At 47.5% G+C, this 17,866-nt stretch carries 17 protein-coding genes and 1 pseudogene; 12 read left to right on the top strand and 6 right to left on the bottom strand.

The features are described from left to right. Nucleotides 1-140 precede the first annotated feature (140 nt). A complete protein-coding gene (locus tag FEK30_RS11620) occupies nt 141-440 on the top strand; it encodes a sll1863 family stress response protein (RefSeq protein ID WP_030007153.1) in 300 nt (99 codons plus the stop codon). Between the two features lie 149 nt (nt 441-589). On the opposite strand, the gene FEK30_RS11615 is transcribed toward FEK30_RS11620, so the two are convergent. The 4 genes from FEK30_RS11615 to FEK30_RS11600 all read right to left on the bottom strand — a co-directional run bounded on the left by FEK30_RS11615 (nt 590) and on the right by FEK30_RS11600 (nt 4,021). Beyond that, entirely contained in the window at nt 590-802 is a 213-nt protein-coding gene (locus FEK30_RS11615; RefSeq protein WP_030007154.1) for a hypothetical protein, read from the bottom strand. A gap of 27 nt (nt 803-829) precedes the next feature. After that, on the bottom strand, nt 830-1,027 hold the full coding sequence (gene pgr5 / locus FEK30_RS11610) for a cyclic electron transport protein PGR5 (RefSeq protein ID WP_012307091.1): 198 nt from the start codon (nt 1,025-1,027) through the stop codon (nt 830-832). 47 nt (nt 1,028-1,074) lie between these two features. After that, a complete protein-coding gene (locus tag FEK30_RS11605) occupies nt 1,075-1,284 on the bottom strand; it encodes a chlorophyll a/b-binding protein (RefSeq protein WP_012307090.1) in 210 nt (69 codons plus the stop codon). 214 nt (nt 1,285-1,498) lie between these two features. Beyond that, nucleotides 1,499-4,021, bottom strand: a complete 2,523-nt coding sequence (locus FEK30_RS11600) for a sigma 54-interacting transcriptional regulator (protein ID WP_138073270.1) — start codon at nt 4,019-4,021, stop codon at nt 1,499-1,501. Nucleotides 4,022-4,134: 113 nt separating this feature from the next. Between FEK30_RS11600 and FEK30_RS11595 the strand changes: the two genes are divergently transcribed. The 10 genes and pseudogenes from FEK30_RS11595 (at nt 4,135) to FEK30_RS11550 (ending at nt 13,582) form a co-directional block, all read left to right on the top strand. Beyond that, nucleotides 4,135-5,097, top strand: coding sequence for an aldo/keto reductase (locus tag FEK30_RS11595; RefSeq protein WP_012307088.1), 963 nt, complete (start codon nt 4,135-4,137; stop codon nt 5,095-5,097). A gap of 64 nt (nt 5,098-5,161) precedes the next feature. After that, on the top strand, nt 5,162-5,629 hold the full coding sequence (locus tag FEK30_RS11590; protein ID WP_138073269.1) for a hypothetical protein: 468 nt from the start codon (nt 5,162-5,164) through the stop codon (nt 5,627-5,629). Nucleotides 5,630-5,786: 157 nt separating this feature from the next. After that, the gene (locus tag FEK30_RS11585; protein WP_255447866.1) at nt 5,787-6,974 is read left to right on the top strand and encodes a CapA family protein; all 1,188 of its coding nucleotides are present in this window, start codon (nt 5,787-5,789) and stop codon (nt 6,972-6,974) included. Between the two features lie 111 nt (nt 6,975-7,085). Beyond that, nucleotides 7,086-7,565 (top strand): hypothetical protein, encoded by a 480-nt coding sequence (locus FEK30_RS11580; protein ID WP_138073268.1) that lies wholly within the window; start codon nt 7,086-7,088, stop codon nt 7,563-7,565. 157 nt (nt 7,566-7,722) lie between these two features. After that, complete coding sequence (locus FEK30_RS11575; protein WP_138073267.1) at nt 7,723-8,490, top strand: S-layer homology domain-containing protein; 768 nt, start codon at nt 7,723-7,725, stop codon at nt 8,488-8,490. Between the two features lie 74 nt (nt 8,491-8,564). Further along, entirely contained in the window at nt 8,565-8,984 is a 420-nt protein-coding gene (locus tag FEK30_RS11570; RefSeq protein ID WP_138073266.1) for a hypothetical protein, read from the top strand. A 240-nt stretch (nt 8,985-9,224) separates the two neighbouring features. Further along, a complete protein-coding gene (locus tag FEK30_RS11565) occupies nt 9,225-9,830 on the top strand; it encodes a fasciclin domain-containing protein (RefSeq protein WP_138073265.1) in 606 nt (201 codons plus the stop codon). Nucleotides 9,831-10,035: 205 nt separating this feature from the next. Then, a complete protein-coding gene (gene uvrA / locus FEK30_RS11560; RefSeq protein WP_138073798.1) occupies nt 10,036-12,861 on the top strand; it encodes an excinuclease ABC subunit UvrA in 2,826 nt (941 codons plus the stop codon). Between the two features lie 78 nt (nt 12,862-12,939). After that, complete coding sequence (locus FEK30_RS11555) at nt 12,940-13,245, top strand: nucleotidyltransferase family protein (RefSeq protein ID WP_138073264.1); 306 nt, start codon at nt 12,940-12,942, stop codon at nt 13,243-13,245. Continuing rightward, nucleotides 13,235-13,582, top strand: a pseudogene (locus FEK30_RS11550) (HepT-like ribonuclease domain-containing protein). Before FEK30_RS11555 ends, FEK30_RS11550 begins: the two are co-directional and overlap by 11 nt. Nucleotides 13,583-13,767: 185 nt before the next feature. Here FEK30_RS11550 and FEK30_RS11545 read toward each other — a convergent pair. Next, on the bottom strand, nt 13,768-15,306 hold the full coding sequence (locus FEK30_RS11545) for a P-loop ATPase, Sll1717 family (protein WP_138073263.1): 1,539 nt from the start codon (nt 15,304-15,306) through the stop codon (nt 13,768-13,770). Nucleotides 15,307-15,345: 39 nt separating this feature from the next. Then, entirely contained in the window at nt 15,346-16,455 is a 1,110-nt protein-coding gene (gene ribD / locus FEK30_RS11540; protein ID WP_138073262.1) for a bifunctional diaminohydroxyphosphoribosylaminopyrimidine deaminase/5-amino-6-(5-phosphoribosylamino)uracil reductase RibD, read from the bottom strand. A 200-nt stretch (nt 16,456-16,655) separates the two neighbouring features. Between ribD and FEK30_RS11535 the strand changes: the two genes are divergently transcribed. Then, entirely contained in the window at nt 16,656-17,843 is a 1,188-nt protein-coding gene (locus FEK30_RS11535; RefSeq protein WP_138073261.1) for a DUF8838 domain-containing protein, read from the top strand. Nucleotides 17,844-17,866: the final 23 nt, after the last annotated feature.

The following is a 17,866-nucleotide window of genomic DNA, read 5'->3' as shown; positions in this document are numbered from 1 at the left end:
TTTTTCTATACTTGATTTAGTGTGGAGCGATCTGCACAATGCTATCTGACCACGACGTAACAAATTTCAGCAAATAAGCGGACTTTGTTTACCCGGCCTTGATCAACAATTGAAGCGCAGTCGAACAAGAGGAGAAAACGATGAATTTACCCAGCAATAAAGACGAGCTAGTCACCCAACTGCACCAGCAAATTGACGAAGCCTCTCGCAATATCGATGAATTAAAGCTCCAAGCCAATCTTGCGAAGGCGGAAGCGAGATCTGCTTTTGAGGCGAACATTGCCGCCCTCGAATCCCAGAAAGTTAAGTTGCAAGAACAGGTCAATCACCTGAAACACAGTACAGATAATGCTTGGCAAGAACTCGCAGAAGGGTGTCAGAAGTCTTGGCATGAGTTTCAAAGTGCGGTGCAAAAGGCGATCGCCCAGTTCAAGGCATAACTCTCCATATTCATTGAGAACGCCTTTTAATCTCTCCCATAAAAAAACCCTAAAACCCCATCCCACCGGAGTTTTAGAGTTGATGATCACGATTGCTCGTGTAGAGGAGAATAAAACTTGGACAAACTTGTAGAAAACTATAGATAACCCTAGAGAGCATTCACGGCGATCGCCCCGATGGTACCCGTCCCGAGCAACCCTAAGATCTTCATCCCTAAGGCCCCAAGACTTGCCCCCTGCTGGGAACGGCGTTTGAGAAAACTGTAGATGTGGGGCGCACCAGCTAGGAAAAAGAGAATCGCAACAATACCCGCATTTTGAGAAGCTGGGGTTTGTTTTTTGGTGATCGGTTGACGGGACATAGTGAGTACCTAAGAATGCAACGGGGTTTAGGCCATGAAACCTAGGCGGTGGCCATTGGATTTCGCGAGGCGAATTAGATTTTGTCGCGTTTTTGCGTCGAGGCCGACGGTGTTGCAAAAGTTGGTGATTGTCTTGCAATGAAGACCAATGACCTTACCACGGGTTTTGTTAAAACGGGCTGTACCCATGACTTTGCGAATCAAGATAACCAGGGAACCAAACATTGCAACTAGCCTCGTAAAACGACAAATAACTGGGAAAAACTAAAAAATTAGAGTTGGAACAAGAGATTGATCAGGGTATCGCCACCAATCAATTCCGTTGCGATGAGCGCCACAAAACCAATCATTGCCAGGCGGCCATTTAACTTTTCGGCGTAGGCTGTCCAGCCGGCGGTATGTTCTGTATCAACGTAGACTTCAGGCTCGATTGCAAAGCTGTTGAGTTGACCGAATTCGTTGGAAGTATAACCAGTAGCCATTGAGGGAACCTCGTGCTTGCTTACATGAATAAATATAACAAAATGTAAACAAATATTGCAAGTTATTGACGAAAAAATATTTTTCTGGGGTGTGAGCCATCAAAGTCCTATTTGCCCCAAACAGTAGTAACCCCAATCCTTTCAGGGGATCGGGGTAGAGCAATAACGGTTGAAAAAATGGTGTTAAGCCCTGGGGTTTTGTTACAAAACTCTGTTACAAACCGACAATAATCTGAGCCATCGCCCAGGCGAGACCGAGACTTGTTAGGTACTGGGGCAACAGCGATTGCCAGGATTGTTTACTCATTTTTTTCGTGAGCACAAAAGTACAGAGCGTTGCAAAGATTAGAGTTGAACCCTGGAGAAAGGCAATCACGGCGGGATGGGCGACAACAATTGGCAAGGTGCTGCCCTGGAGACCGAAGGTGGCCATGGTTGCGGGTAAAATTTGACCGGCTTCCCCTAAACCGAGGCGGAGATAATGGGCGAGGCTCCCCCCCAAAACCAAGGGTAGATAACCATAGGCCAATTGTAAAAAGGGTTTTGCCTTGGGGGGAGAGTTTAAAAATTGCACCACGGCCCCTGTTAATAGGACTACTCCAGCGGGCACTCCCAAGGCGGCGATCGCCAATCCCAGGTGGGGCCAAAATTGGCTGAGGTCTAAATTTAAACCCAGGACTTGATTAATTTCTGGCAGCCGATGGAGAAAGATTCCCCCCAGGAGTAATAGTAAAAGGGCCACTTCATAGGTGCGGGGGCGGTGGGTTGTCCACAGTTCAATGGCTGGGGGGCGTAGATTTACCGCTACCGATCGATGGGGACAAGCCTTAAGACAGGTCATGCACAGTACACAATCGCGGTTGTCCTCCAGTTGGGCCGGGTGGGAATAGAGGGGACAGCCCGCCGTTTCTAAGCCTTCACCCTTTTGGGGGCCGCCTTTGTAACATTGATAGGTGCTACATTCCGCTGAACAAGTGCCCTGTTGCGCCCGCAACTCCGTCATCGAGAGTTTTGCAAAGAGGCCATTCATGCCGCCGATGGGACAAAGATAGCGACACCAAAACCGCCGTTCAAAGATCGCCGAGCAGATCATCGCCCCGGCAGTAATAATAATCAGCAACCAAGCCGAGAGATAAGCTGTATTTTGTAAATCCCACAGTTCTTCCCAGAGGAAAATCAGGGCAAATAAGCTAAAGAGAAACCAACCGCCCCATTTTTCTGCCTGCTGACGGGGCCAGGGTTTGAGGTCGCGCTTTAGGAGTTCAGTGGTAATTTTTTGGGTAATTTCCCCGTAGATCATAAACGGACAAACGGCACACCAAAGACGACCGACAAAGGGAAAGGCGAGGAGCACCAGGGGCCACCACCAAGCCCAAAAGAAATTCAACGCAAAGTTTTGGTCGCGGGTTTGGGGGGCGAGAAACAGAACGGCAATAATCAACGGAAAGGCGATCGCCGTAAAACCATAGTTAATGCGGTCGGGCCACCAAGCGCTCCGGAGAAAGCGGCGAAAGGTAGGATAGGCATTGAGTAAATTGAGGCGAAAGCGTTTTTGTTTCCCCTGGGCTGACCAAAAAATTTCTTCGGTGAGTATTGACCCTTGATCCGATTGGACAATGGCCCGTTCTACCAAGTTTTGCAGTTCGCGGATATTGTTCGGAAAGTCATAGGACTGGAGGCGACGGAGGGCTTCGGGGGTGAGGGTTGGTTTATCAAGGCCCTTCGCCCGGCAAAATAAGCTGGTGTAATATTCCACCTGGGCCGCGAGATCTGCTTTGCGCACCCGCAGCGGCGGCACTTTAATTGTTTCAGAAAAATGGCGGGCCACGGCGGGGAGTTGTCGTTCGGCGATCGCCACCAATTTTGCCGCCGTTTGTTGGGGGACAGGTTCTGGATCACCGGGGCGACTGATGGGGGTATAGGTCTGGGTTTCGATTAACGTGGCGACTTTATCGATCAGTTCCGGGGGCAATTCTTCAATTTTGTTGAGGATTAGGGTGCCTTTTCCCAGCCATGCCAAGAGACCTTTTTTACCATCGGTGCGGCCAAAGAGTTCAGCACCACTTTTTTGGAGAATGCTGCAATCGATTTTAATAATCGGCTGTCGGCGTCGGGGCGAACCGTAGTGAATCAAGGCGGCTAAATTATCTTTTTCTAAACCCGGTTCCCCAAAAATGTAAATGGATCGATCATGGGTACCCGCCTCACGAATTTGTTGCCGCAGGCGTTTAGCGTAGCGACTTTTGCCCACAACCCCCCGTTTTGCTTTGGTGACAAGGTAGGGGCGCAAAATTTCCTGCTGTTGCTGTTCCTGTTGGAGAGCTTGGGCGACTTCTGCCAGCTCCTGGGCGAGATCCTGGGAAAAGGCCTGGGTAATTTCAGGATAGTTTTGGATCAGGTCTTGCCACTGTTGGCGCGGCATAAACCACACTTCTGTGTCGGTGACGGTGGCGATCGCCTCTTGGGAAGCTTCATTAAGGAGTAAAGGCCGCAGATTGATCGTACTGCCTCTGGTTAGGGGGTTGGTCTCTGGTGCAGCCGCGCTTTTGTGGCTGATCACCTCCCCGGAAATCAGGATATACAAACCTTGGGGAGCTTGGTCGATCTCGCTGAGGGTCTGTTGGGGAGGGAGGGTTTGCCTTTGGAGTGCCGTGGCGATCGCCCCTAGGGTTTCCAGCGACAGACAACCGAGACTGGTGCGTTCTTGCAACCAAATCAAACGTTCCTGGATGGTCATGTTTATTTTCCTCCAACCCTTGCTCCCCCAGCTTATCGAATCTGACGGAGTAGATTAATTCCCCAGCGGAACAAGCTACAGTGGAACCAATGACCCGCCAGAAAAACGAGCTTATGAAAACAAGACAACTAGGCCAAAGTGCCGTCCAAATCACCCCGATTATTCTCGGTACTTGGCAAGCGGGCAAGCGCAATTGGGCGGATATTGACGACCAAGAAATTGTGGCCGGGATCCGTGCCGCCGTAGATGCAGGCATTACGACCATCGATACCGCTGAAATTTATGGCGATGGAGATTCTGAACGTCGGGTCGCCGAGGCGATCGCCCCCCAACGGGATCAAGTGACCCTATTAACGAAAGTCTTTGCCAATCACCTCCACCACGACCAGGTGATCACCGCCTGCGAAAATTCCCTCAACAGGCTCCAAACAGATTACATTGATCTCTATCAAATCCACTGGCCAGCGGGAACGTGGAATTCTGACCTGGTGCCCATCGCTGAAACCATGGCCGCCCTGAATCAATTGAAAGAACAGGGCAAAATTCGCGCCATTGGTGTGTCTAATTTTTCCTTGGCGCAACTCCAGGAAGCCATGGAACACGGCCAAATCGATAGCATTCAACCGCCCTATTCTTTATTTTGGCGGGCCATTGAACGGGAGATTCAACCTTTCTGTGCGGCCCAGCAGATTTCGATCCTCGCCTATTCTTCCTTGGCTCAGGGTCTGCTGACGGGGAAATTTGGCCCCGATCACCAGTTTGCGGCGGGGGACCACCGCTCCCACAACCGTCTCTATGCTGACCCAGAAAATTATCAACGGGTACAAACGGCCCTCGGACTCCTGAAACCGATCGCCACGACAAAGAATTGCACCTTAGCTCAACTGGCGATCGCCTGGCTGATTCGGCAGCCCCAAACCAATGCCATCGTCGGCGCGCGCAATGCCCAACAGGCGATCGCCAATGCCCAGGCCATCGATGTCGAGTTAACGGCTAAAGATCTCGAAGCCATTGACCATATCGGGCGGACAGTGACTGATCCTCTAGACGAAAATCCGCTCCTATGGAACTGGTAAGCACCAGGAAATTCAAATCCTTTGGCTATACTGAAGGCAAGTTTCAGCGCTCTGCATCAACCCAATGAAAGCTTTAATTTTGGCCCTGGGGATTTCCTGTCTGGCGATCCCCGTCGCGGCCCAGGGAACCTGTCTCCGGATTAGCGATTTTTATACCACTTGCCAAGATGGTCGAGGCAATCAATACAGTATCCAGACCTTTGGCCCCAATACCTTTATCAACGGCAATTCCTACTACTCCCGCTCGCCCTATTACCATAGCTACCCTGGGTCTAGCGCCCATCGACGACCAGGCGATCGCCCCTGGAAACCAGCCCACTACCGACGGCCGACTAGCCACCATACTTATTCTTTTAGCAATACTTTCAAAAGCAAGAAAAGTCGCCCTTGGCAATATGAACCCCATTGGCAACAGCCTTGGAAAAAAGAGCCTAGTTCATCACCCCAATTCAGCACCTATTGGCAGCGCAACCCCTGGCAACGGCCCACCTACCACAACGACCAAAATATCTACCTCGACACCCGCTGGTAAATATATTTTTAACGGCCCTAAAAGTTCGCCAATAATAAGTGTTAAGAATCAGGGCAAGAAAAAGGCGATCGCCACCGGTGATTTATTTTCTGTGTCTCCTAAACATCGAAGCACCAAAAATCCAGTACGATAAAGCGGTACTTTTGCGTCCGTTGCTATGGCACAGTTTCCTTTGTCTACCGTTTCCCTGCGCCGTTGGTTGCCCTGGGGTTTAGGTGGCCTAACAATTATCACTTCCCTTGGCATCCTCGGATTTAGGCATTATCAACGCCAACAAGTCTCTTTTATCAGCACTTCCGTCGCCATTAGCAACAGCACCCTCGCTACAATTGCCACCGATGCAGCCAAGGCGATCGCCCCCATCTCCCAAACCAAAACGACCGTCATCACCCTCAAGGCTGTTGGGGATATGGCCCCAGGGACTCGCTACTCGAAAACGCCCCAAGTCGAACAGAAAATGCAAATGTTTGCCGGGGTCGAAGGCCAGCTCGGTTGGAGCGATCTCCTTATCGGCAACCTAGAAACAACCCTTACCAATCATCCCTACGCCGCAAAAGATATCAGTCGCCCCAATGTCTTTGCTTTTCGGACGGCCCCTAGCTACGCCAATCTCCTCAAGGATGCAGGATTCCAAGCCCTTAGTATTGCAAATAACCACACCTTCGACTACGGACAAACAGGCTTTCAAGATACCCAAACGACCCTTGCAGACACTGGCATTGCCCCCATTGGCGTTAAAAACCAAATCCATTACCACCAACACAAAGACCTCACCGTCGCCCTCATCGGTTTTAGCACTTACCAATATCACAATATGGTTCAAGACCTAGATGCTGCTGTCGCTCTGGTCAAGGAAGCCGACGCCAAAGCCGACATTATCGTGATCTCTGTCCATGCTGGTGCCGAAGGTACGGGGGCAAATCGCGTCCGGCCTGGTACGGAATGGTTTTTTGGGGAAAACCGTGGCGACCTCCACAAATTTTCCCGGACTCTGATTGATGCCGGAGCAGATTTAATTGTTGGCCATGGCCCCCATGTGCTCCGGGCAGTAGAACTTTACCAAGGCCGTTTGATCGCCTATTCCCTCGGTAATTTCGTCGCCGATGGTGCCCTGTCAGTGGCCAGTACCCTCGCCGAAAGCGTTATTTTAGAGGTTTCGATGAGTAGTGAGGGGCGTTTTCTGAAGGGGAAACTTCATCCTGTGCGCCTCAACGGTCAGGGATTTCCGTTTTACGATGCCACGGGGACAGCGATTAAGCGGATGCAACAGTTGACCCAGCGGGATTTTCCGGAGACGCCTTTAACGATTCAAGCAGATGGCCAGCTTTTACCAAGAACGTTGTAACCCTTGATGGTGAAGGATTTTCAAAAAAGTTGCGCTCCAAACTGCATAAGCAAAATTTTCGGTCACTATCACCTGGCAACACACAACAATCAATCAACAGGTAACTGACCCATGACTACTTTCGCTTTCTCCCGCCCCCAGTCCCTCAAACTTGCTGCCGCTGGTGCTTTCCTTGCCCTCGGTGTCCTGAGTATCGCTCAACCCGCTAAAGCCGATAATGTTTCTAGCAGCACAATGATTTCTGAACAGACCAGTGCCGCTGTTGGCGTCGGCAACTCTACTTCTAACACCATGGGCCAATCAAATTTCCAAAACCAAAGCGGTTTCTTTAGTGGTGGTAACAACGGTGCCCAGTCAACGATTGTCGGTTCCCAGACTGCTGTGGCTGATGGCTTTTTCAACAACGTCAATAACAATCTTGGTCAATCCAGCACCCAGCTCCAATCCGACGCCTTTGGGTTCGGCAATAATGCCAGTGTCGCCCAGGTGGGTGCAAGCCAAACAGGTGCGGGAATTGGTTTCGGCAACAGCGTCAACAACAACAGTTTCCAAAATAGCTTCCAAAACCAAAGCTCTCTCTTCTCTTTCTAAACAAGGCGATCGCCAATTCTGGCCCTTGTCAGGGGATACCTGGGAAGTTTTCACCAAAATCCAATTCTTTCCAGGTATTTCTGCTTAGGGTTAAAAACAAAAATACTCCCTAAGATCAAAAAATAGCCTGAATACTCCAAAAGATTAGGAGTTAAAGATGAGACCCTTAAAATTCAAACAAATTGCTCTTTTTCTGCCTTTATTTGCGCTTATTGGACAGGTCGCTTTACCATCGATTCAAGCTCAACCTTTGGGACTAAAAGCACCCTTACTTTTAGCTCGACCTGATCTCCCTAATCCTTTTATTGACATTCAAGATATCGAAGGAGAGACTGAAATCCTTCAATTAACTCAATTAGGTGTCATCACAGCAGATAGTAATCGCTTTAACCCCAGTGAACCAATACAGCGAGATGAATTTATCGCTTGGTTAGTCAAAGCTTACAATGCCATGCATGATTCACCCATTCGGCTTTCCAGCGCTTCTGGGATTGCTTTTTCGGATGTTTCCCCTGATAATCCCCACTCTGTTTATATTCAATCCGCCTATGAAGCTGGCTTTATCTCCGGTTTTGAAGATGGGAGCTTTCGGCCGAATGATCCCCTGACGAGGGAGCAGATGATTGCGCTAAAAAGTCAATTGGATTCTAAGGGAAATTCTCGTCGTAGTCCTGAGCAGTTACGTCAATATCTTCAACACACTCGTGGCTTTCATGATGTTGCAGAAATGGATGATCGCTATTTGAGCTATATTGCTTTTGATGCGGGAAATGCGGCGGGTGGCCGAAACTTTGAGCGAGTTTATGGGACAACCCGCTTGTACCAACCAAAAGCCGCAGTGACCCGGGCAGAGGCTGCTATTTTATTGTCGAAGTTTCGCAAAGGCGACCCCATTAAAGATGCTCTAGCAAACCCTCGTTTATAAATCGACAAAACAAAAGTACTTGTCTCTCCTCCCTAATCCTATTGCGTTGGGGAGCTTTCGCTGTGGGTAGATAAATGAAATACTGCATCTGTTCTGGGACGTGGCAACTATCAAGCAGTACCACAACAGAGCAGGCCAGTCCGATGATTATCACTACTTTTTTCCGTCACCACTCCCTCAAACTCGCCCTTACCTTCGCAATCTTTGGTTTCTTATGCTGGCTTTATTGCCTTTCGCCCCTGACCCTCAACCTTAGTCAACTCCAGCAGGTCGCCATCTACATTGGCCTCGAAGTTTTGTATGATATGCTGCGCCACTGGTGTTTAAAGTTGGTACAAAGTGGTTGCGATCGCCTCCGCCATGTCTCTCCCTTTGTGAATGATTTGTTTGCAGTTGTGACCAAACTGGCAACCGATGGCCGTAATTTTAAAATTTATCTCCCCACGGTTACGGGGCAAATGTGGACGATTTATCCCCTGCGCGTTCTTTCTTAAAAAGTCAAGTCTGCTCTAAGCTTTGTGGCCTGTGGTATCGCCAACAAATTTCAAAAATAACTGTTCTTAGACTGTCGTTTCCCCCAGAAAGTTCCGCCATTTCCCGATAAATAGACCTTTCCAGACAATTCCTGCCAAAACGAAAAATACTTGCTACAGTGAGGAGGATTGTAAAGTTTTCTTTACAAAACACTACGAAAAGAAACAACTTTATTGTTCGCTCACAGACAGGAAGTATCTATGCGTTTTACAAAAACCCTCGCCCTCAGTCTAGCCCTTGGTAGCACCCTTGGCTTTAGTACCGTTGCCCAAGCAGGGGACTATGGCAGCTACGGAGACAAAACCAAGCCCATGACCGAAGCCGAAGCGCCTGCACCCGCAGCGGCAATGACAGCACCGACCATTGTGGACATTGCTGCTAGCAACGATGCTTTTTCGACCCTTGTGGCGGCAGTTTCTGCGGCTGATCTCGCCGAGACCCTTGCTGGCGAAGGCCCTTTTACTGTTTTTGCTCCCACCAATGATGCTTTTGCCGCCCTGCCCGATGGCGTGCTCGAAAGTCTTTTACTCCCTGAAAATAAGGAAATCCTCACTCAAATTTTGACCTACCACGTGGTCAGCGGTAATGTCATGTCCACTGATCTCAGTGCTGGGGCTGTCACCACCGTTGAAGGTAGTGATGTGGTAATCTCCCTCGATGATGGCGTGAAAGTCAACAATGCAAATGTTGTCATGGCAGATATCGAAGCTAGCAATGGCGTTGTCCATGTGATTGATTCCGTGATTGTGCCCCCTGCATTAATGGCAGAATTGGAAACATCTAGTGAAACTAGCGAGAATCTCTAGGTTGATCTCAGCAAAGCGATTTAGCACCATAACTATTTAGGTTATCTGTGAAACCACGGCATCGGGCTGTGGTTTTCTTTTTGACTCATTTAAAACCCAACTGTGGTTTTGCCGCTGAGGATCTGGCCTGGAAAGGGTTCTGAAATTCTCGACAGGTCTATTTATAATGTTTAGGCACTTTTCTCAAAATTGGCGATCGCCCCCCATGAGCAAATCCGACCAAATCCGCATCCGTGGCGCAAGACAGCACAACCTAAAAAATGTGGATCTCGATTTGCCGCGTAACCAGTTGATTGTGTTTACGGGGGTGTCGGGTTCGGGGAAGTCGTCCTTAGCGTTTGACACGATTTTTGCGGAGGGGCAGCGCCGTTATGTGGAATCCCTCAGCGCTTACGCCCGCCAGTTTTTGGGGCAGTTGGACAAGCCCGATGTGGATGCCATTGAAGGTTTGAGTCCAGCGATCTCCATTGACCAAAAATCCACCTCCCATAACCCCCGCTCCACCGTCGGCACGGTCACGGAAATTGCCGATTATCTGCGGTTACTCTTCGGGCGGGCGGGGGAACCCCACTGTCCCCACTGCGATCGCCCGATTGCGCCCCAGACCATCGATGAGATGTGTGATCGGGTGTTGGCACTGCCGGATCGAACGAAATTTCAGTTGCTTGCACCGATTGTGCGCCACCAAAAGGGAACCCATAAAAAGACCCTTTCTAGTATTGCCTCTGAAGGGTTTGCCCGGGTGAGAATTAATGGCGAAACCCGTGAACTCAGTGACAATATCACCCTCAATAAAAATCACTATCACACCATTGAAATTGTGGTGGATCGTCTGGTGAAAAAAGAGGGGATTCAGGAGCGTTTAGTGGATTCTTTGAGTACCTGTTTAAAACACTCCGAAGGGACAGCAATTGTTGATTTAATTGAGACGGGTGAACAGATTATTTTTTCCGAAAATTTTGCTTGCCCCGAACATGGCGCAGTCATGGAAGAGTTATCACCCCGTTTGTTCTCTTTTAACTCCCCCTATGGCGCTTGTCCCGCTTGCCACGGCCTAGGCAGTCATCGGCGCTTTTCTCCCGAACTTGTGATCCCCGACCCGAAGCAGCCTCTATACGCAGCGATCGCCCCTTGGTCGGAAAAAGAAAATACCTATTATTTATCGTTGCTGTATAACCTTGGGCAAAACTTCGGTTTTGAGATCCAAACACCCTGGGAAAAACTCAGTAAAGAACACCAAGAAATTTTACTCCATGGCACCGAAGAACCGATTTGGTTTGAGGAGGAATCTCGCTATGGCGGCGGCAAAGGTTACTATCGTCATTATTCGGGAATTTTAAAACTATTAGAACGCAATTATGAAGATACAAATTCCGATGCGATCAAAGATAAACTGGAAAAATATTTAATTAATCAACCCTGTGAAGTTTGCCACGGAAAACGCCTTAAACCAGAAGCATTATCCGTCCGTTTAGGGCAATATAATATCGACGAATTGACCAGCGTTGCCATCCGCGACTGTCTCGAACGGGTCGAAAATTTGCAGTTAAGCGATCGCCAAAAATTGATCGGGGAATTAGCCCTAAAGGAAATTCGGGCGCGGTTACAATTCCTGCTGGATGTTGGTTTAGATTACCTCACCCTTGATCGGGCGGCGATGACCCTCTCCGGCGGCGAAGCCCAGCGCATCCGCCTTGCCACCCAGATCGGCGCAGGGCTAACGGGGGTGTTGTATGTACTCGACGAACCCAGCATCGGCCTCCACCAGCGGGACAATGAGCGACTGTTGCAAACCCTCAAAAAATTACGGGATCTCGGCAATACTTTAATTGTAGTCGAACATGACGAGGACACGATCCGCACCGCCGATCACATCGTTGATATTGGGCCAAAAGCGGGGGTACATGGCGGCGAAATCGTCTTTCAGGGCAGCTTTGACAAATTTCTGAAAAATAAACAATCCCTCACCAGTGCTTATCTGTCCGGCAGACGGGCGATCGCCACGCCCCCAGAGCGACGGGAAGGCAACGGCGGCAGATTACGCCTCGAAAATTGCACGAAAAATAATCTCAAGGGCATCGATATAGAAATTCCCCTCGGCAAATTGGTGTCAGTGACGGGGGTTTCCGGTTCGGGGAAATCGACCCTGATGAATGAATTGCTTTATCCGGCGTTGCAACATAGCCTGAATCGGAATGTGCCTTTCCCGAAGGAGTTGGGCGATGTCAAAGGCTTAAAATCCATCGATAAGGTGATCGTCATTGACCAATCTCCCATCGGCAGAACCCCCCGCTCCAATCCAGCGACCTACACGGGTATTTTCGATCCGATTCGGAATCTGTTTGCGGAGACGGTAGAGGCGAAAACCAGAGGATATAAAAAAGGGCGGTTTTCGTTTAACGTGAAAGGCGGACGCTGCGAGGCTTGTGGCGGGCAAGGGGTAAATGTGATCGAGATGAATTTTTTGCCGGATGTCTATGTGCAGTGTGAGGTATGCAAGGGGGCACGCTATAACCGCGAAACGCTTCAGGTGAAATTTAAGGGCTATTCTATTTCGGATGTGTTGAATATGACGGTGGAGGAAGCTCTGGAAGTCTTTGAAAATATTACGACGGCGGCAAATCGCTTGCAAACTCTGGTGGATGTGGGCTTGGGTTATATTCGCTTGGGACAACCAGCACCGACCCTCTCCGGCGGAGAAGCACAACGGGTGAAACTGGCTTCGGAATTGTCGCGGCGGGCAACGGGTAAAACTCTCTATTTGATTGACGAACCGACGACGGGTTTATCGTTTTACGATGTGCATCACCTGTTAAATGTGTTGCAACGGCTGGTGGATAAGGGAAATTCGGTGTTGGTGATTGAGCATAATTTGGATGTAATTCGCTGTAGTGATTGGCTGATTGATCTGGGGCCAGAGGGTGGCGATCGCGGCGGCGAGATTATTGCGACGGGTACACCAGAGGATTTAATTAAAGTCAAAGAATCCTACACAGGTCAATTCCTCAAGCCGCTATTAACAAAGAAATAATAAACGGCGATCGCCAACACATTCAGTACAATAACAAGTATCACGAAAAAAAGTGTATTGCTGTCGGCAGGTGATTTTATGAAGCCCGAAATACTTAAGCAAAGTTTTGTCCTTTCTAGCCTCGAAAAACGCCGTGATCAGCTTGAAAAATTTGGGGTAAAGTCACTCGCTCTATTTGGTTCTACTGCCCGTGATGAAGCGACTATCGATAGTGATCTGGATTTTTTAGTAGAGTTTAATACTGAACTTACATTTGATATTTACATGGATTTTAAATTTTTTCTTGAGGAGCTATTTAATCGTAAAGTAGATCTTGTCATCAAAGAAGATCTCAAACCCCAAATTAGAGAAAATATCCTTAAACAAGCGATTTATGTCCCGTAGTCTTCGTCTCTATCTCACCGATATTCTCAAAAGCATTACAAAAATTCAAAACTATGCTGAAAATTTAACCTATGAAGAGCTTTGCGAGGACAGTCGAAGCCTTGATGCGATCGCTCACAATTTGCAAATTATTGGCGAAGCAACAAAACAAATTCCGGATTCTCTACGCGATCAATATCCACAAATTGAGTGAAAGAAGATTGCTGGCTTGAGAGATATTATTGCTCACACGTATTTTCGTGTAAATACCAAAATTGTTTGGAGCATTATACAGACAAAATTAAATTCTCTCCAAGCTTGCATTCGACTGATGCTTGAAAACGACGATATTTTGTAGATCAATCTTGACTCTTGACAATAGCTTAATTGCAAAAAGTATCATTTCAATACTCTTAAGATTATCTAAAGTAAACCAATGATCGCCTATTGACGACTCATTAGACTGGAAAACGCTGTATTGCTGCAATTCTAGAACCTAGTATTCAACATCTAAATCCCATAATAATAATGACTGACTCCATATTATTCCCAAGGATTTCTGTCTCCAAATGCTAGTTCACTTGTAGATAGTTTTTCAAACATTGGATGAAAAGTAAAATATGTACTTTCATCGATGTCTGGTAGTTTATCTAATTCATACGAAAAAATATATCTACTATCTGAAAGTTGCTTATACCCAATAATACCTAACTTAAATAATCTATTAACAATTTCACCAGGACTATTATCGTCAGGAAAATATGAACCCAGCCACTTAATATTTTCATAAAAATGATTAGGCTCAGGCGTAGTTAAAATTCTCTCTTTTGCCTCGATTAAAATTTCTTTAAGTTTTTTCGGAGAAATATCTTCAAGGTTTCCAGTGTTTTTTGCAATTTTTATTAAAAGCTTAACGAGAGAATCCAAATCAGGATATAGATACTTCCACTCATCTGCAAGTGCCTGTGTTCTATTCAAGGAATATTGAGATTCGGCATCAACAACATTTTTGATTGTAATCTTGCCACAACCAATTTTGCTTGTTTCTTCGATCGCATGCATACAAAAGGCTAATAAATCTCGTGGTCGATAGAGGGTTCTTTTAATCATGTAATCAACAGGAGAATTTATATTTTCTTGAGAGCTTAAATCAAAGATGTCACTCATGCCTTCAATTTTTCGAGTAGTAGAGTATCTAATAAAACGTAGTAGAAGCATGGTTTCAAGCTTAGGTTTAGTCCAAGAGATTCGTAGTATATTGTTGTCAAATTTTTCTCTTTGAGGTAAATCTAATCCCTCAAGAATATTTGTTCTCAATGCAATCAATGGTTTTACTCTTTCTCGATAAACATAGTCTTTCATAACCATGAACAAACTACCAAGAAGTAGTTGTTGATTTTCATCTTCAGGATTCCATCCAAGATCTAAATCATCGAATAGAAGATACAATTTCGCTCCACCAACTACATCCCAAAATCCATTTTTATGAAAACTTTCGGTCTCTTTAATGAGCCCATGAGTAACTTCGTAAGAAGACGATCTTGCGTCTTTCCCTGCGGAAACTGAAATATCTTTTATTTGAATTTTTATTTCCTTCAATAAATTAATTATTACGTCAGCTAACGTTTGATTTTCTCTAGATAATTGATTGACTTTATTTAGGAATTTATAAGCTTTTAGATCATTCCCAATCAATAATTTAAGTTTTCTTGCTGGACCATTATGTCCATATTTTTCTCGGAGAACCTCAATCATAATTACATATTGCCATATGAGCTTAAAAAGTATTTTTTCAAGCCCTTTTATTGTTTTCAATTCAAAGAATTCATCTGTTTGAATAATGGCTTCTAGATAGCTTTTTTCTGGTCGAATAAAAGCACAGATATAATTACTATTATCTCTAAATTTGCTGTTAATGTGTGATAATATTGCGGATTTACCTGAACCAGTACGCCCTAATAATATGTACCGATCATCATTTATGTCTTCTGAAGCTCTATAAGCTGGGGTATCTTCAACAAAATATTCGCTGAGGTTCAAGTCATTTTCTGCTGAAAAATCACCTAAAGAAATATTTAACATTGTTACCAAATTAACCTCATTTAAGCAAACAATAAAAATCTATATAGTGGATAATTGACCTTCTATTAAAAAATCATGGCCGATGGATTGAAGCTGGACATTTTCGAGGGCGATCGCCTCGTCCATCAGCGTTAAACCTAAGTTACCTACAGGGGTCGGTGCCCCTTGACCACCAATAATTTTCGGGGCGATAAAAGCCATCACTTTCTGGATACTGCCAGAGGCGATCGCCGCCGCCGCGAGGGTGCCGCCGCATTCCCATAGCACCTGCAAACAACCCCGGTCATAGAGATATTGCATCACGCCTTCAGGGGAAACTGGATCGAGGTGTGCCACTTCCACGCCCCGTTGCTGGAGGAAAGCCTGCATCTCTGGATTCGCTGTGGCCTGGGTTAAAACCACTGTCGGGGCAGCGGTCACATCCCACAAATGGCGATCGCGGGGCAGGGTTAAAGTTTGGCTCACAACAATGCGCAAAGGATTATGGTCAGCGGTACCGTGGGTCGTTAAATAGGGATTATCAAGGCGTACCGTATTGCCCCCGACAACCACCGCATCACACTGGGAACGGAGGTCATAGACCTGGTTGCGGGTTTCCTGGTGAGTAATCCAAGCACTGTGGCCCGTGGTCGTGGCAATTTTTCCATCGAGGGTCATGGCATATTTCAAAATACCAAGGGGACGCTGATGCAACATCCGCCAAATAAAACCCGCATTTAACTCTCGACAAGCAGCCTCTTCGACACCCGTTACAACTTCGATGCCCGCATCCGTGAGGGTTTTTAAACCGCCCCCCGCCACTAAAGGATTCGGATCGACCATGCCGACTACGACCTTAGAGATGCCCGCTTTAACCACCGCCTGACTACAGGGAGGTGTTCTGCCGTGGTGGTTACAGGGTTCTAGGCTGACATAGAGCGTTGCTCCTTGGGCGGCTGCCCCTGCCTCCCGGAGTGCAAACACCTCTGCATGGGGTTGACCTGCCCCCGGATGAAATCCTTCACCAATAATGTTTTGATCTTGAACGACCACAGCGCCCACCATTGGGTTTGGGGCGGTTTTTCCGGCTGCCTGCTTTGCTAACGTAATACAGCGTTGCATCATGGCACGATCAAAGTCAGTTCCAACGGGGGCAGCGTTTGAGGTCATGGGGGAAGACAACATTTAAACTTAAAAATTCTTTCCCATTGTAGGCAAGAACCGAGGGGCAAACATAGGGTCAAAGGTTAACCGATGGTGGAGAAATTCAGGTGATTTAGCTGTATTTGCGCCATTGACTCAGGTGATTTTCATAAATCATCGATATGATGATCAACACATACGCGCTGATCTGGGGTCGAAACTCACCAATGCCCGAACAAAGTATTACACCGACTTACGATGTGGAGAATGCGGTTCTCAGTCGCTACCAAGCGGGAGCCCAGACCCACGAACCCAGTCTGTGTTGCCCGACGGACTACCAGGATGTCCATTATCTGGATGTGATTCCCGATGAAATTTTGACGAAGGATTACGGCTGTGGTGATCCGACTCGCTATGCAATCCCAGGAGATACCGTCCTTGATCTGGGGTGTGGAGCTGGCAAAAATTGCTACATGGTCGCCCAAAAAGTGGGGCCGACGGGGAAGGTGATTGGCGTTGATTTTAATGATGTGATGTTAAATCTCGCCCGCAAATATCAAGGGGCGATCGCCACGAAAATTGGCTTCCAGAATACCGAATTTGTCAAAGGGAAAATCCAAGACCTTAAACTTCCCCTTGATCTGCTCCAGGCTTGGCTCCAGGCAAATCCCATTACCACCCTAGAAGATATTGCCCGCTATGAAACAGAAGGCGATCGCCTCCGGGCAGAGTCCCCCCTAATTGCCGACGAGAGCATTGACCTCGTGATCTCCAACTGTGTTTTAAACCTCGTCAAACCCAGTGATAAACAACAACTGTTCCAGGAAATCCACCGGGTTCTGAAAAAAGGGGGCCGCGCCGTTATCTCGGATATTGTCTGTGATGAGCCACCCACCGAAAAAATCCTCAATGATCCAGAGCTATGGAGTGGTTGTATTGCTGGCGCTTTTCTGGAAGCTGAATTTTTGCAAATGTTTGAGGCGGCGGGTTTTTCTAGCGTTGAAATCCTTAATTACGGGGCTGAATCCTGGCAGACCATTGATGGTATCGAATTTCGCTCTATGACCGTCCGGGCCTATAAAGGCGAAAAAGAAATTGGTCGCGAACGGCACCAAGCCGTCATTTACAAAGGCCCCTGGAAGCAGATCCAAGATGATGCAGGTCGCACCTATTTTCGAGGTGAAAGAATGGCCGTGTGCGATCAAACCTTTCAACGCCTGACGAATCCCGATGGCCCCTATGCTGGGCAATTTATCCCCGTTGCCCCCTACCAAGCAATTCCCCCGGAAACAGCCGCCCCATTTAACTGTCACCCAGAGGCTCGCCGTGATCTCCAGGAGACCAAGGGCGCAGATTACCAGCTCACCCAACTGACCGAAGACGACGCCTGTTGTCGCACTGACAGTTGTTGCTAAATTGCTCAAAACTCATCCCTGTT

Source organism: Picosynechococcus sp. PCC 11901, from assembly GCF_005577135.1.
Classification (GTDB): Bacteria; Cyanobacteriota; Cyanobacteriia; order Cyanobacteriales; family MRBY01; genus MRBY01.
The sequence above is the reverse complement of the archived record's forward strand: the minus strand, read 5'-3'. Positions and strand labels throughout refer to the sequence as shown.

Bases quoted from the DNA above. Each gene is read 5' to 3' on its own strand.
- FEK30_RS11620 (WP_030007153.1), top strand. From the start codon at position 141: ATGAATTTACCCAGCAATAAAGACGAGCTAGTCACCCAACTGCACCAG.
- FEK30_RS11615 (WP_030007154.1), bottom strand. From the start codon at position 802: ATGTCCCGTCAACCGATCACCAAAAAACAAACCCCAGCTTCTCAAAAT.
- pgr5 (WP_012307091.1), bottom strand. From the start codon at position 1,027: ATGTTTGGTTCCCTGGTTATCTTGATTCGCAAAGTCATGGGTACAGCC.
- FEK30_RS11605 (WP_012307090.1), bottom strand. From the start codon at position 1,284: ATGGCTACTGGTTATACTTCCAACGAATTCGGTCAACTCAACAGCTTT.
- FEK30_RS11600 (WP_138073270.1), bottom strand. From the start codon at position 4,021: ATGACCATCCAGGAACGTTTGATTTGGTTGCAAGAACGCACCAGTCTC.
- FEK30_RS11595 (WP_012307088.1), top strand. From the start codon at position 4,135: ATGAAAACAAGACAACTAGGCCAAAGTGCCGTCCAAATCACCCCGATT.
- FEK30_RS11590 (WP_138073269.1), top strand. From the start codon at position 5,162: ATGAAAGCTTTAATTTTGGCCCTGGGGATTTCCTGTCTGGCGATCCCC.
- FEK30_RS11585 (WP_255447866.1), top strand. From the start codon at position 5,787: ATGGCACAGTTTCCTTTGTCTACCGTTTCCCTGCGCCGTTGGTTGCCC.
- FEK30_RS11580 (WP_138073268.1), top strand. From the start codon at position 7,086: ATGACTACTTTCGCTTTCTCCCGCCCCCAGTCCCTCAAACTTGCTGCC.
- FEK30_RS11575 (WP_138073267.1), top strand. From the start codon at position 7,723: ATGAGACCCTTAAAATTCAAACAAATTGCTCTTTTTCTGCCTTTATTT.
- FEK30_RS11570 (WP_138073266.1), top strand. From the start codon at position 8,565: ATGAAATACTGCATCTGTTCTGGGACGTGGCAACTATCAAGCAGTACC.
- FEK30_RS11565 (WP_138073265.1), top strand. From the start codon at position 9,225: ATGCGTTTTACAAAAACCCTCGCCCTCAGTCTAGCCCTTGGTAGCACC.
- uvrA (WP_138073798.1), top strand. From the start codon at position 10,036: ATGAGCAAATCCGACCAAATCCGCATCCGTGGCGCAAGACAGCACAAC.
- FEK30_RS11555 (WP_138073264.1), top strand. From the start codon at position 12,940: ATGAAGCCCGAAATACTTAAGCAAAGTTTTGTCCTTTCTAGCCTCGAA.
- FEK30_RS11545 (WP_138073263.1), bottom strand. From the start codon at position 15,306: ATGTTAAATATTTCTTTAGGTGATTTTTCAGCAGAAAATGACTTGAAC.
- ribD (WP_138073262.1), bottom strand. From the start codon at position 16,455: ATGACCTCAAACGCTGCCCCCGTTGGAACTGACTTTGATCGTGCCATG.
- FEK30_RS11535 (WP_138073261.1), top strand. From the start codon at position 16,656: ATGCCCGAACAAAGTATTACACCGACTTACGATGTGGAGAATGCGGTT.